This window comes from Mesorhizobium sp. P160927, assembly GCF_057766385.1.
The window spans coordinates 2,231,712-2,245,673 of the sequence record NZ_JBYMDW010000001.1 but is presented as its reverse complement, the minus strand read 5'-3'; the positions used below and the strand labels follow the sequence as shown (position 1 = coordinate 2,245,673).

The following is a 13,962-nucleotide window of genomic DNA, read 5'->3' as shown; positions in this document are numbered from 1 at the left end:
GTCTCATCATCGCGCAAGCTGGAGGGCGGGAGTGGAGCGCGGCATCGGATCCTCCTCGCGCCGGTAGCCGAGGATGGTCATTGTGATGTTCCAGGCCATGATGAGGGCGCCGGAGAGGTACATGGCTCCGCCGATGGCACGCATGACATAGTAGGGGTGCATGGCTGCCACGGTTTCGGCGAAGGAGTAGACCAGGAAGCCCTGTTCGTCGTATTCGCGCCACATCAGGCCCTGCATGATGCCGGACACCCACATCACCGCGGCGTAGACGACGATGCCGAGCGTCGCCAGCCAGAAGTGCCAGGTGACGAGCCTGAGCGAATAGAGGCGTTCACGGTTCCAGAGTCTCGGCACCATGAAGTAGATTGCGCCAAACGAGATCATGCCGACCCAGCCGAGTGCGCCCGAATGGACGTGTCCGATGGTCCAGTCGGTGTAGTGCGACAACGAGTTGACCGTCTTGATCGACATCATCGGGCCTTCGAAGGTCGACATGCCGTAGAAGGCGATGGCCATCACCATCATGCGGATGACGGGATCGGTGCGCAGCTTGTCCCAGGCGCCCGACAGCGTCATCAGGCCGTTGATCATGCCGCCCCATGACGGCATCCACAGCATGATCGAGAACACCATGCCGAGCGTCTGCGCCCAATCGGGCAAGGCGGTGTAGTGCAAATGATGGGGTCCAGCCCAGATGTAGAGAAAGATGATTGCCCAGAAATGGACGATCGACAGGCGGTAGGAATAGACGGGCCGGTTGGCCTGCTTGGGCACGAAATAATACATCATGCCGAGAAAGCCGGCTGTGAGGAAGAAGCCCACGGCGTTGTGGCCATACCACCATTGCGTCAGGGCATCCTGGACCCCGGAAAACGCGGAGTAACTCTTGGAACCCCGAAATGAAGCCGGCATCGACAGGTTGTTGATCACATGCAGCATCGCGATGGTGACGATGAAGGACAGGTAGAACCAGTTGGCGACGTAGATGTGGGGTTCCTTGCGCTTCAGGATGGTGCCGAGGAACAGGATGAGATAGGCGACCCAGACGATGGTCAGCCAGATGTCCACATACCATTCGGGTTCCGCGTATTCGCGGCTCTCGGTGATGCCGAGCAGGTAACCGGTCGCGGCCATGACGATGAAGAGCTGGTAGCCCCAGAATACGAACCAAGCGAGGTCGCCACCGAACAGCCGAGCGCGGCAGGTGCGTTGGACGACATAGAGAGACGTGCAAAGCAATGCGTTGCCGCCGAAGGCGAAGACGACGCCCGAGGTGTGCAGAGGCCGCAAACGGCCAAAGTTGAACCAGGGCTGGATGTTGAGGTCGGGATAGGCAAGCTGCAGCGCGATGACCACGCCGACAAGCATGCCGATGACACCCCAGAACATGGTGGCGATGGCGCCATAGCGGATTGGCCCGTCCATGTAAGCGGACGGGTCGATCGGCGCGGCAGGCTTGAACTCAGTGCTGCGCAGTAGGATCGCAGTGAAGCCAGCCAAGGCGAGGAACAAGACCCACATGTGCTGGCGAAAGGGTTCATCCACCCCAGCGCCAGCCGCCACCAAAGCCGCGAATGCGAACAGGCTTAGAAGCACAATTTCTTTGCCGAATTTCATCGCAAGCCCCGATTTCCAATTCCGGCGGACGCCAAACTGCGGTGCCTTATTGCGCAGCCGTGGCCTGCTCGCCCTGATCCATGTCAGAGCCGCACCATTTTGCTCGAGCAGCATCGAGTTCGGTGCGATCAGACTGTGGCGATCGAATGTGGCAGCGCAGCACCGGCCGCCCGTTTATGGACAGGCCCGGCGTCCCCGGTCGGGCCCCGGGTACGGAGGCGATCGCGGGCGTGTGGGGGAGCGCACCTTCTGCGACGCTGGAAAGCAGGCCGATGCCTTACCGAACGTCGATCGTTTCAATGCCTTGGAACAGCCAGCGCCAGAGTTGCGCTGCCTTCGTGACATTCATGGTTTGGGGAGACGGCGATTTTCCCCTGCGTATGAGGCGTATTGACTTCGGCCAAGTGTGGATGCTTCGCCGACGAGCCGAAACGCAACTGGCGCATAGATCGGATGGAGAACGGGCTGTCGCTACGCGACTTCTTCTGAGCCCAACGCGAGCATGCCCTGCCCGGAACGAAGTAAGTGACGGGGGCCATGCAGCTTCGTGTCATTCAACGGCAGTTGCGCCTCGGCCGCCGCAGCGCCGTTCCAGCCGGCTCATGCTGTCCACGGTGACACGGCGGTTGTTCTCGATCCGAATCACGCCGTCCATTCTCAGGCTGGTCAGCTGACGGCTCACGGTCTCGTTTGTGATTCCAAGGAAATCAGAAATGTCGGCACGCGTCATCGGCAGCTCGAAGCACGCCGACCTAGCCGCCGGGTCAACATTGGAGTCGATGTTCCGGGCAATCATGAGGAGAAAGCTCGCCACCTTCTCTGGTGCGGTCTTGCGCCCCAGAGTCACCATCCATTCGCGTGCCTCGTCGAGTTCGTTCAGCGCCTGCTTGAGCAGACGATGCACAAATTCCGGTGACTGCTTCATCATCCGTTCAATGGCCGCTCTCGGAAACGAGCATAGCGAGACAGCTGTTGCCGCTTCCGCATTGATCACACTTTTTATCTTGAAGGGCCGTCCCAGAAAATCCGGCGCGAACTGCAGACCGACGATCTGCTGGCGGCCGTCCGAAAGGCTCTTCGTGAGCTTCACCACGCCTGAAAGCACGTTTGAATAACAGTCGACCGCCTCGGCGTCGCCGATCAGTTCGACCCCCGGCTCGATATTGTGCCGCGACGACGTCTTGGCGAGCTGAGCCAAATCGTCTGGCTCGAGCGCGCCACAGACACCGCGGCGCCGTGCCTCGCAAGGCAGGCAAAGAACGGGAATGCCGGAACTGTGAATATCCTGCCTTAATGTCATTCGATCGCTCTACCGGTCCAGTGCTGGCAGGATAGCAATCCACGGTAGAAAAATCCTTGCGGCAGTTTGTCCGTGCTGAAGGTTGATCGAAATCAGGGCTTAGGCTCATCCAAACATCCACAGTTCGGGCGACGCAAACACGGTGGACCACGACATGCGACAAAAGCTAGTTGCCAGATTTGGCGAGAACGTCCCGCGCTACACGAGCTACCCGACCGCGCCGCATTTCCATCCAGGCGTTGATGCTGCCGTTTGTCGTGGCTGGCTGCAAGCGCTCGGCGGTGGTGACGAGATCTCGCTCTATCTGCACATCCCTTACTGCGACAAGCTTTGCTGGTTCTGTGCCTGCCATACCAAGCAGACACGCCATTACGAACCGGTGACCACATATCTGCGCTCACTGCATGCCGAGATCGCCACCGTCGCCAGTCTTGTCGCAGGCAAGGGTCGCGTCCGTGCCGTCCATTTCGGTGGCGGTTCGCCGACCATGCTCAAACCCGAAGATATGGTGGCGCTGGGAACCGCCCTGCGCAACAGCTTCGGCTTTCTTCCCGGCGCCAAGATCAGCGTTGAAATCGAACCCAACGATATGGATGAAGCCCGCCTCGATGCGCTTGCCGAAATCGGCATGACTCGTGCGAGCCTCGGCGTCCAGGACTTCGATCCGAAGGTTCAGAAGGCAATCAACCGCGAGCAGAGCTTTTTGCAGACCAAAGCGGTAGTCGACGGTGTTCGTTCGCGCGGCGTCGAATCCGTCAATCTAGACCTGCTCTACGGCCTGCCGCACCAGACCAAGGCGAGCGTTTCCTCAACGGTCGCGCAGGCACTGACCCTGGAGCCGGACAGGATAGCGCTTTTTGGCTACGCCCATGTACCGTGGTTCAAGAAACATCAGACGATGATAGACGAGGCATGGCTGCCCGGTCCCGCGGAGAGATTTGCTCAATCGCAACTGGCGGCGCGGGCGATCGTGGACCAGGGGTACGAAGCAATCGGCCTCGACCATTTCGCCAAACCCGGCGATGCCCTGGCCCTTGCAGCCCGCGCCGGAACACTGCACCGGAACTTTCAGGGTTACACCGACGATTGCTGCGAAACCTTGATTGGGCTAGGCCCATCGTCCATCAGCCAGTTTCGGCAGGGCTATGCGCAGAACATGCCTTCGACCAGCGAATATCGATGCACGGTTGATGACGGCGGGCTGGCCGCTGTTCGGGGTATCGCACTTTCCAACGACGACCGCGTTCGCGGCTGGATCATCGAACGTTTGATGTGCGACTTCGCCTTCTCGGCCATCGATCTGGTGGAACGCTTCGGCGAGGCCGGCCAGAGGCTCCTCCTTCAGTCAAGTTCCATGGCCCTCCACGATCCGGTTCGATTGCTTGAACTTGATGGCGACAGATTCGTTGTGCCGGCTGAAAGTCGCCCTTTCGTCCGAAGCATCGCGGCCAGGTTCGACAAATATTTCGAAGCTGGAACGGCCAGGCACTCGGCGGCAGTCTGAGCACTCAGAGGAACGGTCATGCCTCTCAGTCGATCATGGACCGCGGTACGTTTGTTGATCGGCGACCGTCGTATCGAGACAAGATTCGGAGCGGACCAGACGCGTCTTGGCGCAGCGACGATATCGTCCGCTCGAGCCCTGCCTGTCAGATCATGGTTGTCGGCGACAGCTCCCTTCGACCTGAACCACCCGTTCACCCGAATTCTGCCGGCGCAGTTCCAGTGGAAAGGGCCTGGCTTAGACGGCTCTCTTGTTACCCCAGAGCAGAACGTGCAGCTGCGGTAGCACGCGGGCCTCGAACCATCTGTCGCGGGTCACGCTGTCAACCAGCCACTCCATGCGCTTCAATATTCCGTCAAGGTCGACAGGCGCGTCATCATTTGTGGGGTGTGGCGGCGTGTGATTGCCGGGCTGCAGATAGATCGGAAGTTGCGGAAATTGCGCAGCCGCGTCTTTCGCGTAGGTGTAGTCCCTTTCGTCGAAAACAATGAGCTTGAGCACGACTTGGGGCTTGCCTTGTGCCGCCTGGAGGCACGCCTCGACAGCGGCCCAATCTGTCGTCATTTGGCTTGACGGCGGCTTTGGGCTGAGGATCAGCACGTCAAGCCGCGCAAACCAGTCCCTGGCAAGCGACCCTTGGGTTTCCAGGGCAAAACGGTAACCGTCACCATGGCCCCGGTCGATGAGCGCGCCGAGCGGCTGGATGGCCGGATTGCCGCCTGATAGCGACACCATCAGCGGGCGGCCACCGGAAAGGGCAAGCACATTTTTCCACACCGCGCCAACGGACATCATCTCCCATTCATGGCGGAATTGATTGTCCACAGCATGGAGGCTGTCGCACCAGGAACAGCGATAGTCACACCCGCCGGTTCTGACGAAGATCGTCGGCAAACCTATGAGCACGCCCTCGCCCTGGATCGTCGGCCCGAAAATCTCGCTAACGCGGATTGCGGGATGAGTATTCGTCATGGCCGGTATTCCGCCCAGGTTTTCGGCGTTTCGCTCACCCGCACGGCCGCGGTTTCGCTCAGGCGTGCCTTGCACCAGTCGTAGAAATGTCTGGTCAGATATTCCGCCGTGACTTGCTCGTGTCCCAGCACGTCGTTGAGATGTCGGTGGTCGAAGCTCTCGTCGATGTAGCGTTTGAATGGCGCCAAGTCGTGGTAGTCGCGCACGAAGCCGTGATCGTCCAGTCCATCCGCTGAAAGCTCCACTTCGACGATGTAGTTATGTCCGTGCAGGCGCGCGCATTGGTGATCGGGTGGCAATGAGGTGAGCTGATGCGAGGCTGAGAAGTGGAATTCCTTGGTGATGCGGAACATTACGCGGTGGTCCTTCGCAGCGCTCCGAGCCAGAAGTCGGAGTCCTCATACTCGGTTGGGTCCGGGTGCCCAGCGATGTGAAACGCCTCACGCCGCTCGACGCAGGTCCCGCACCTCCCGCAATGACGCTCGGCGCCCTTGTAACAGGACCAGGTCTGCGCAAACGGCGTGCCGTATGTGGCTCCATCCGTAACAATGTCCGCCTTCGTCAGGTTCACATAGGGTGCATAAAGGCGAATCTGCGCGTAGCCGTCGAGCGCGTGGTCCTGCATCATCTGGAAAGCGTCGATGAAGGCCGGACGGCAATCGGGATAGACAACGTGATCCCCACCATGCACGGCCGTCGCCACTGCGTCAGCGTCTTGCGCTGCGGCGAGGCCGAAGGCAATGGCCAACATGATGGCGTTCCGGTTGGGCACCACCGTTATCTTCATCGTGTCTTCGGCATAGTGCCCGTCGGGCACGTCCACATTGTCGGTCAGCGCGGAGCCGGAAAGGCCGCCGCCGATCTCGTGGATATCGATGATTCGCTGCGGAACACTCAGGCGCTCCGCGCAAAGGGTGGCGAAGCCCAATTCCTTCCTATGCCGTTGGCCGTAATCGAACGATAGCAGGCCGGTAAGCTGGTGCTCCGCTGCCACCTTGTGGGCAAGAGTAACGGAATCCAATCCGCCGGAGCAGACGACGAGAGTCTTCATCGTTGGGTCCTTGTTTTAACCGGGTAGGCTGCGACCGGAGATTTCTCTGCGCTCCAGTACTTCAGGAAAACCATTTTGTGAAGTGAACGGAGACCAATTCGTGCGCTTGCGTGCGATGCGCAAAAAGCCTTCGCGGTGAGCTGCAAGGACACGGACTGGCGAGACGTCACCCTTGAGCGGAATGCTCAAAGTCGAACGCTTCTCGGGGCAAAGTTCTCGACGAGCAGAGCCCGGCGGTCCCGAGCGCCGAGCGACGCCATTGCAACGGTTTCGGGGTACAAAGCCGAGATGGGCTTGCCGCAAACAGCTCACTTACCAGGGATGTTCAGCGATGCCGAAATCCAGATATCGGGATGGATCATGAGATCAATTGTCGCGACAGCTTTGGCTGGCCTGCTCCTCGCGTTTCGTAGATGCAGCGCATTCCACTTCAGGATCATTTTGATGAGCACGCCCTCAATGGATGACCGGCGAACCCTGAATATCGTGAGCCGACATCTGTGAACAAGCGGTGTGGTCGATTGCAATCACCCATGTCTTGCGCACAGGTACCTTATGGCAGTGGATGAACTGAACTTGATGGTTTTACAGATGGCAGTCGAAAGCGTCCGCTCGCTCTCATTGAGCTTCGCTGAAAAAGCCGCCGAGATAGCCACCAGGAGCCGCGGCATCCTGCTTTTCGACGTGCGGATCGACGGTGACGCGCAGGTCCAGCGGGTCTCAGCCATCCGATATCACGGCGGCCAATTCGGCGTGCTGGCGTTAGACGGACACGGCCTAGTTACCCACTATTGCATCGTTAACGGTATGTTCTCACATTACATTGCGGCCTTGGAGAGCTGGCACAGGATGCCCCTGTCGATGCAGGCCAAGATGGATGCCAACGGCAATGCCCGTCTCTTCGTAGCGGCGTTGCGGGATGCCGGACATATGCTGGGCACCTAGCATTTGGCCAGAATGCATCTCTGAATTTGCAAGTGCATCACTGCGATGGCGCCGGCATGATCGTCATGCTCGAAAAGGGCTGCGGCGGCCGCGGCAAAGCGGTCGCCGCGATGATGGTGTCAACGGCGTTGCATCGATGCGAGCGTTTAGAACAGAGGTCTCCTCCTGGCATCGAGCGCATGCAAGGAGCTACGCAAGCGCAAATGTATCAAGTATTTTGAAGGGACGACCCCTCATGCATATGTTGGCTGCGATGCACGGGCGGCATAAGCCTCGTTGCCATCTAGTCTAGCCGCCTTGATGCAGGGCGATAAGCTTTTGACGGCCTGAAGCGACGCTGTGGTCGCCGTTGCGGTGCTTTTCCACGCGCCTCGTCAGGCGCCGGGATTGCTCCGTCGTGATGGCAGGCGGGGGTTTGCAGGTTGCGATCAGCGGGTTTGTTTCGGGAGGTCTGCGCCCCACCGTTCATGTCGCGAGTCGCGGGATGCGACTGAGGACGATGCGCAGGATGCGCTGGTCCGGGCAGGATGTCGGCAGGTGCAGGCGGATTTGGGTTTTCATCTCGACCACGCGCGGCGATCTTGATGAGGCGCAGTCGCAGCATCTCGAATTGGGCGACTGCAAAGCTCGAGGCTTTCGGCATCGCGGCGCGCAAGCCCACATGAGCCAGTAGGCGCCGGCATGCAGAAACAGCCGGAAGCCGTCGCTCTGTGCAGGAGGTGCGGCTGGCGGCGAGATGCGTCTTCTACGGCTTGACGTGGTTCTCGGCCGCGCCGCGCCGATAGTAGACATTCTCGTAGAGCGCCTTGGCCTTGCCACCTGCAAGGTTGGTGACGATGAAGCGGGTATCGCCACCTTGGGCCCGACCTCGACCCGCGCGATGATGCGCTCGACCCGGCTCCAGCTGGCGGGGCCGTCAACGAGCTCCTTGAACATGCGGACCTCCTGTCTTGGCCGACGCTTCGAAGCGTGCTGTCGTGCTGGCCTCCAGATCCGCGACATGCTTGCGCAGGGTCGTGGTGGGCGCGAAGCCAAAGATGAAGTCGACGTCGTTGGCGCAGCACCAGTCGATGACCTGCGGGTTGCAATAATGGCTATCGCCGCGGAGCAGGATTCAAATGTTCGGCCTGATCCGGATCGCCCGCACCAGACGGCGCAGGTCGGGGCGGATCTCAGCCCCACTCGGCCGCTTGGCCGCTCGCAGGATCGCGCTGACGAACCGTCCCGCACCATCGAACACGACGATCGGCTGGAAGCCGTACTCGTCATGGTGGGCATTGAACAGGCGAGGCTGTTGGCCTCCGTGCACAGCGTCGAAGGTGTCGTCAATGTCGAGTACGATCCGCTTCGGCACCTGCCGGAACGAGGCGCAATAGAGATCGACCATCCCCCGTCCCATCGCGACCAACTCCCGCACGCCGGGTAGGTTCTCCAGCCGGCACAGCGTCGATTGCGACGCCAGATCCCGACCCGACGGCAGCGCATCCTGGGCCATCTTGAAGACCGGATCGCGGCGCAGCCGGTTGGCGTCGTTGCCGTCTCGTAGCCGGCGGCGATCATCTTCATGCGAAAGCCGATCATGTCCGCCAGGCTGTGGACGACCTGGTCCGGGCAGCGCGGATCGTCGATGCAACGCGCCAGACGCTCGGCCACCCCCAACTTCCACCTCGGCCAAGGCCAGAATGCCGCTGTTGGACGACAGCATGCCGCCGTCGAAACGGGCGACGACGGACTTGCCGCCGACTGATGACAAACCGCTCAGCGGCAGCGCAAGATCGTTCATGGTGGGTGTGGTCTCCGGGAAATTTTCGGATCGGCTTAAGCAACCAAAATCCTAGGTCATTTCAACGGGTTGCGCCACATCCACCAACCCCCATGAATTTGGTTAGGTTGATGCGGCGTGCCGCCGCCGCGAGGCCGCGCTCGCTCAGCAGCGCGTCGAGAACGACGAGATCGAGCCCTTTGAAACGCATGTCTTAGCTATCCATGGCGTGGATGAATTCGATTGAAACAAACGATTTTACCAATTTTCCGGAATGTCGCATGGACCTGGCAGGACCTCACGTGCGCCGATCACTGCCTCTATCGCGTGGCGAGTCCCTTGAGAAGAGCCCGAAATAGGAAATCTGTCGCGTGCGGTGGGGATTGTACTGGGAATGAGAGGCAGCGCTCCGATCATGTCGAACTCTCCGACGAATGGCGGACCGGTACAATAGTTGATCGCAGCTGGTCCGGAGCTATGAAACATCTCGATTACATATGAGGTGCCGAGTGAATACGCTGACAGCACCCACCGTCGCAGCGTTTAGCTGACGTTTGACGACGGTTCCTGTCCATTTACACGCAGATTCTTGATGTGCTGGCGCAAAAGCGGGAGGCCGGCGACTTTTCTTCGTCATCGGGCTGACGCCGCAGAAGCCGGAACTCGTCCGGTTCCTATGGGCATTGGGCTTGGTCGGTCGCACAGGCTCTATGAGGGGCAATCTTGGCAACGCGACGCGACTCGGGTTTTGAACGACGCCGAAAACGCAAGCTGGAAAGGAACAAGATGGCAGATCAACTCGCCAACGAAATAGTCGACATGATCAAGAAGCGCGCCGCGTCGGAGGGCGGCATAGCGCCTGCCACAGGCGACGAAATAACGGCTGCCACGAAACTGACTTCGCTCGGTATCGATTCACTGGGATTGGCGGACGTTCTCTGGGACCTGGAGCAGGCCTACGGCATCGAGATCGAGATGAATACGGCCGACGCATGGTCGGATCTCCAGAATGTTGGGGACATGGTGGAAGCCGTGCGCACCTTGCTCGCTAAGGGGGTGTGAATGGACAGGCGCGTCGTGATTACTGGGATTGGCGGGATTTGCGGGCTTGGGACCAACGCCGCCGCCATTTGGACAGAGATGCGAGAAGGCCGCTCCGCCATCGGCCCAATCGTCAACTCCGAGCTCCATGAATTGAGGGTCAGGATCGGTGCCGAGATCAAGGCGCTGCCGGAGCATGACATCGACGGCAAGCAACTCATCTCCATGGACCGCTTCAGCCTGCTCGCTGTGCTTGCGGCGCGCGAAGCCATGCGTCAGGCCGGACTTTCCTCCAAAGAGGGAAATAGCTATCGCTTCGGTGCGACGGTGGGCGTTGGCGGCTGCGGGTGGGATGCGATCGAGCAAACCTACCGCGCCATCCTTCTGGGCGGTAAGCGTGCCGCTCTCTTGACTGTACCCAAGGCGATGCCGGGTGCCGCTGCCGGCCAGGTCAGCATGAGTCTCGGCCTGCGCGGGCCGGTCTTCGGCGTCACGTCCGCCTGTTCCTCGGCAAACCATGCGATTGCCTGCGCGGTGGACCAGATCAGGCACGGCCGGGCCGACGTGATGCTTGCCGGCGGCAGCGAAGCGCCGCTCATATGGGGTGTGCTGAAGGCATGGGAAGCGATCCGCGTGCTTTCGCCCGATGCTTGCCGGCCATTCTCGGCCGATCGCCAGGGCCTATCGCTTGGTGAAGGCGCCGGCATGGCGGTGCTGGAAAGCTACGAGCATGCCCTGGCTCGGGGCGCCACCATCCTTGCCGAAATTGCCGGTGCCGGCCTTTCCGCCGATGCGTCCGACATCGTCGCGCCGACTGTCGAGGGGCCGGAGGCAGCAATGCGGGCCTGCCTTGCCGATGCCAGGCTGGACGCCGAGGATGTCGACTATCTCAACGCGCACGGCACCGGCACAAAGGCCAACGACCAGATCGAGACGGCGGCGATCAAGCGCGTCTTCGGTCAGCACGCCTTCTCAATGTCCATTTCTTCTACCAAGTCCATGCACGCGCATTGCCTCGGCGCGTCCGGCGCGCTCGAGTTGATCGCCTGCGTGATGGCTATCCGCGAGAGCGTCGTGCCGCCGACTGCCAATTATCGTGAGCTGGACCCCGATTGCGATCTCGACGTCACGCCCAATGTGGCACGCGAGCGCAAGGTGCGGGTGGCACTGAGCAACTCCTTCGCCTTTGGCGGCACGAACGCGGTTCTGGCGTTCAGGCAGGTGTAGAAGCCATGAGAGATGCCTCCGGCAACATTATCTCTCGCATCCAGATGCTTGCCGGATAACTATTGTGAAGGGCGGGTCATTGACCGGCTCGGCGAATGCGGGAAGTGCAGCGGAAGCTCGACGATCCGGGGTATCGTCTTTGCGAAATTCTTAACTGTTGAAGCGGCTTGGACGTACCGCCGCCCCGTAAAAGGTAAGCGAGGCCCTGCGGGCTCGCCTTGAGGGCCTGAAGCTGTACACGACAATGTCTGGAAGTCGCAGGGTCGGCTCTGCGCCGGTTATAGTCGCCTGAGTGCTGCCGGCCCGGCCGCGCCGCGGGCGCCGTCAACGAACTCCTTGAACCTGCGGACCTTGCCTGTCTTGGCCGACGCTTCGAAGCGCGCCGTCGTGCTGGCCTCCAGATCCGCGACATGCTTGCGCAGGGTCGTGGTGGGCGCGAGGCCAAAGATGAAGTCGACGTCGTTGGCGCGGCACCAGTCGATGACCTGCGGGTTGCAATAATGGCTATCGCCGCGGAGCAGGATTCGAATGTTCGGCCAGTTGATCCGGATCGCCCGCACCAGACGGCGCAGGTCGGGGCGGATCTCAGCCCCACTCGGCCGCTTGGCCGCTCGCAGGATCGCGCTGACGAACCGTCCCGCACCATCGAACACGACGATCGGCTGGAAGCCGTACTCGTCATGGTGGGCATTGAACAGGCGAGGCTGTTGGCCTCCGTGCACAGCGTCGAAGGTGTCGTCAATGTCGAGTACGATCCGCTTCGGCACCTGCCGGAACGAGGCGCAATAGAGATCGACCATCCCCCGTCCCATCGCGACCAACTCCCGCACGCCGGGTAGGTTCTCCAGCCGGCACAGCGTCGATTGCGACGCCAGATCCCGACCCGACGGCAGCGCATCCTGGGCCATCTTGAAGACCGGATCGCGGCGCAGCCGGTTGGCGTCGTTGCCGTCTCGTAGCCGGCGGCGATCATCTTCATGCGAAAGCCGATCATGTCCGCCAGGCTGTGGACGACCTGGTCCGGGCAGCGCGGATCGTCGATGCAACGCGCCAGACGCTCGGCCACCCCCAACTTCCACCTCGGCCAAGGCCAGAATGCCGCTGTTGGACGACAGCATGCCGCCGTCGAAACGGGCGACGACGGACTTGCCGCCGACTGATGACAAACCGCTCAGCGGCAGCGCAAGATCGTTCATGGTGGGTGTGGTCTCCGGGAAATTTTCGGATCGGCTTAAGCAACCAAAATCCTAGGTCATTTCAACGGGTTGCGCCACATCCACCAACCCCCATGAATTTTTCAGGCTAGCAGAGAGGGTGCTTGCGGTGCACTCACTGAACGAGATCGCAAATGGACGCGCGTAACCAGAACTGGCGACACCCATGGTGGTCCGCTGGACCCGCAGGAGGAACCACAAGGTGTCAGCGGGCAGAGCGCAAGCGAGTGCCTACTTCGATCTTTCTAGAAGCGCGCCGGCAGCCTGGGCGGGGGGCTTGGGGGTCAGACTGCCGGCGCACGCCACTCACGAAGAGCGGCCCCTTTTCGTGGTTCGAACGCCCATAGTCAACCCGGAAACGTCAGGATGCCCGCCATGTTACTTTCAGAGCGGCGCGACTTCGCCATGGTGGACGATTCAGCCTAGGAGTAGCCACTCTCGTAGGCCGAGTTGATGCTCAAGCCAGCATCGCCTTGCCGAACTAGGAAGAGTTCGCCGTTACAATCCTTCGTCGCGAGCCGATGCCGTCGTGCACGTTTTGTAGCACTCCGGGCGGCTATATCGCTTTGTTGTTCGAGCTGCGCCAGAAGGCATCGCATCCAATCGGATCAAGCGTCGACATCAGCCGCAAGCTTCACATCACAACAGCTAATCCACCCATTGCAGATCATCCGATCTGTTCAGGCGGCGTCCGAAATGTCCAACTCCGACTCAAGAATTCCCACAGGTATGGAAAGCGATTTCGCTATCCGATCCCGATAGCCCTTGCTGTACCTCAGACCTCGCTCGATGTTTTGGATTTCCTCAGCGGCCAGCCCGCACGCGACCGCCAGGTCCTCGATCGAATACCCAAGGTGCTCGCGAAAAGCGCGGACGATGTGGGTTCCCTGGGACATAGCCGTCAAGACTGGTTCGGGAATGCGCGAATCATTCATAAAGATCTCCAAGAACATGGGAGCTCCCTCGGAGATTCCTCCCCGAGGCGCACACCTAGCAAATAAAAAAAATGGTCGTCCATTCGGCCGAACCGGCCTCATGCATGGGATGGGCCGCTGAATTGGCCGTGCCGGAATATGGCGGCTCACCTCCTTCTGATCAAGTACCAAGGCTGCCCCTGCTGAGAGCCTGGTAGGCGTAGCGCATGCGACCTGCGATCCTTCGTGGACCATTCTCGCCGATGGCTTTCTTGAACAGCAACTCGAACCTTTCGGCACGGACACTGCTTCCTTCGGCAATCTCCACCGCGAGGCAGCGAAAGACCCGCTCGTAACCGCTACCGAGTTTCGCAATTGCAGCAAACAATGGTCATCTGGTTTCATCCGGGCTTCG

Annotated in this window: 11 protein-coding genes and 4 pseudogenes; 5 read left to right on the top strand and 10 right to left on the bottom strand. The window is 60.5% G+C overall.

From position 1 onward, the window contains the following. Positions 1–6: 6 nt before the first annotated feature. Complete coding sequence (ccoN, locus tag AC3CB8_RS10945; protein WP_352550292.1) at positions 7–1,617, bottom strand: cytochrome-c oxidase, cbb3-type subunit I; 1,611 nt, start codon at positions 1,615–1,617, stop codon at positions 7–9. A 550-nt stretch (positions 1,618–2,167) separates the two neighbouring features. Further along, the gene (locus AC3CB8_RS10940) at positions 2,168–2,917 is read right to left on the bottom strand and encodes a Crp/Fnr family transcriptional regulator (RefSeq protein WP_352596226.1); all 750 of its coding nucleotides are present in this window, start codon (positions 2,915–2,917) and stop codon (positions 2,168–2,170) included. A gap of 154 nt (positions 2,918–3,071) precedes the next feature. Between AC3CB8_RS10940 and hemN the strand changes: the two genes are divergently transcribed. Continuing rightward, positions 3,072–4,421, top strand: coding sequence for an oxygen-independent coproporphyrinogen III oxidase (gene hemN, locus AC3CB8_RS10935; protein ID WP_352676399.1), 1,350 nt, complete (start codon positions 3,072–3,074; stop codon positions 4,419–4,421). A 237-nt stretch (positions 4,422–4,658) separates the two neighbouring features. On the opposite strand, the gene queE is transcribed toward hemN, so the two are convergent. Genes queE through queC form a run of 3 tightly spaced genes read right to left on the bottom strand, consistent with a single transcriptional unit; the run spans position 4,659 to position 6,444 of the window. After that, positions 4,659–5,393: a 7-carboxy-7-deazaguanine synthase QueE gene (gene queE / locus AC3CB8_RS10930; RefSeq protein ID WP_352726733.1), complete on the bottom strand. Its 735-nt coding sequence runs from the start codon at positions 5,391–5,393 to the stop codon at positions 4,659–4,661. Next, positions 5,390–5,746: a 6-carboxytetrahydropterin synthase QueD gene (queD, locus tag AC3CB8_RS10925; protein WP_352726726.1), complete on the bottom strand. Its 357-nt coding sequence runs from the start codon at positions 5,744–5,746 to the stop codon at positions 5,390–5,392. Before queD ends, queE begins: the two co-directional genes overlap by 4 nt. After that, entirely contained in the window at positions 5,746–6,444 is a 699-nt protein-coding gene (gene queC, locus AC3CB8_RS10920) for a 7-cyano-7-deazaguanine synthase QueC (protein WP_352515443.1), read from the bottom strand. The genes queD and queC overlap by 1 nt, the downstream gene beginning before the upstream one ends. Positions 6,445–6,999: 555 nt before the next feature. Between queC and AC3CB8_RS10915 the strand changes: the two genes are divergently transcribed. Continuing rightward, positions 7,000–7,389: a hypothetical protein gene (locus tag AC3CB8_RS10915; protein WP_352596231.1), complete on the top strand. Its 390-nt coding sequence runs from the start codon at positions 7,000–7,002 to the stop codon at positions 7,387–7,389. Positions 7,390–7,445: 56 nt separating this feature from the next. Then, a complete protein-coding gene (locus tag AC3CB8_RS10910; RefSeq protein WP_023685557.1) occupies positions 7,446–7,610 on the top strand; it encodes a hypothetical protein in 165 nt (54 codons plus the stop codon). A 244-nt stretch (positions 7,611–7,854) separates the two neighbouring features. Here AC3CB8_RS10910 and AC3CB8_RS10905 read toward each other — a convergent pair. Beyond that, positions 7,855–9,172 (bottom strand): annotated as a pseudogene (locus AC3CB8_RS10905) (IS1380 family transposase). 97 nt (positions 9,173–9,269) lie between these two features. Then, positions 9,270–9,362: pseudogene (locus AC3CB8_RS10900) on the bottom strand (LysR family transcriptional regulator); the annotation flags it as partial. A gap of 575 nt (positions 9,363–9,937) precedes the next feature. Between AC3CB8_RS10900 and AC3CB8_RS10895 the strand changes: the two are divergent. Both AC3CB8_RS10895 and AC3CB8_RS10890 read left to right on the top strand, forming a co-directional pair. Then, on the top strand, positions 9,938–10,213 hold the full coding sequence (locus AC3CB8_RS10895; RefSeq protein ID WP_352553915.1) for an acyl carrier protein: 276 nt from the start codon (positions 9,938–9,940) through the stop codon (positions 10,211–10,213). Then, entirely contained in the window at positions 10,214–11,419 is a 1,206-nt protein-coding gene (locus AC3CB8_RS10890) for a beta-ketoacyl-[acyl-carrier-protein] synthase family protein (protein WP_352553917.1), read from the top strand. Here AC3CB8_RS10890 and AC3CB8_RS10885 read toward each other — a convergent pair. The 3 genes and pseudogenes from AC3CB8_RS10885 to AC3CB8_RS10875 form a co-directional block, all read right to left on the bottom strand. Then, positions 11,406–11,568: pseudogene (locus AC3CB8_RS10885) on the bottom strand (LysR family transcriptional regulator); the annotation flags it as partial. The gene AC3CB8_RS10890 and the pseudogene AC3CB8_RS10885 sit on opposite strands and share 14 nt — an antisense overlap. Before the next feature lie 168 nt (positions 11,569–11,736). Then, a pseudogene (locus AC3CB8_RS10880) lies at positions 11,737–12,615 on the bottom strand (IS1380 family transposase); the annotation flags it as partial. Positions 12,616–13,313: 698 nt separating this feature from the next. Then, the gene (locus tag AC3CB8_RS10875; RefSeq protein ID WP_352550880.1) at positions 13,314–13,586 is read right to left on the bottom strand and encodes a helix-turn-helix domain-containing protein; all 273 of its coding nucleotides are present in this window, start codon (positions 13,584–13,586) and stop codon (positions 13,314–13,316) included. Positions 13,587–13,962 lie beyond the last annotated feature (376 nt).

Bases quoted from the DNA above. Each gene is read 5' to 3' on its own strand.
- queE (WP_352726733.1), bottom strand. From the start codon at position 5,393: ATGACGAATACTCATCCCGCAATCCGCGTTAGCGAGATTTTCGGGCCG.
- AC3CB8_RS10890 (WP_352553917.1), top strand. From the start codon at position 10,214: ATGGACAGGCGCGTCGTGATTACTGGGATTGGCGGGATTTGCGGGCTT.
- AC3CB8_RS10915 (WP_352596231.1), top strand. From the start codon at position 7,000: ATGGCAGTGGATGAACTGAACTTGATGGTTTTACAGATGGCAGTCGAA.
- AC3CB8_RS10940 (WP_352596226.1), bottom strand. From the start codon at position 2,917: ATGACATTAAGGCAGGATATTCACAGTTCCGGCATTCCCGTTCTTTGC.
- hemN (WP_352676399.1), top strand. From the start codon at position 3,072: ATGCGACAAAAGCTAGTTGCCAGATTTGGCGAGAACGTCCCGCGCTAC.
- queD (WP_352726726.1), bottom strand. From the start codon at position 5,746: ATGTTCCGCATCACCAAGGAATTCCACTTCTCAGCCTCGCATCAGCTC.
- AC3CB8_RS10875 (WP_352550880.1), bottom strand. From the start codon at position 13,586: ATGTTCTTGGAGATCTTTATGAATGATTCGCGCATTCCCGAACCAGTC.
- AC3CB8_RS10895 (WP_352553915.1), top strand. From the start codon at position 9,938: ATGGCAGATCAACTCGCCAACGAAATAGTCGACATGATCAAGAAGCGC.
- queC (WP_352515443.1), bottom strand. From the start codon at position 6,444: ATGAAGACTCTCGTCGTCTGCTCCGGCGGATTGGATTCCGTTACTCTT.
- AC3CB8_RS10910 (WP_023685557.1), top strand. From the start codon at position 7,446: ATGATCGTCATGCTCGAAAAGGGCTGCGGCGGCCGCGGCAAAGCGGTC.
- ccoN (WP_352550292.1), bottom strand. From the start codon at position 1,617: ATGAAATTCGGCAAAGAAATTGTGCTTCTAAGCCTGTTCGCATTCGCG.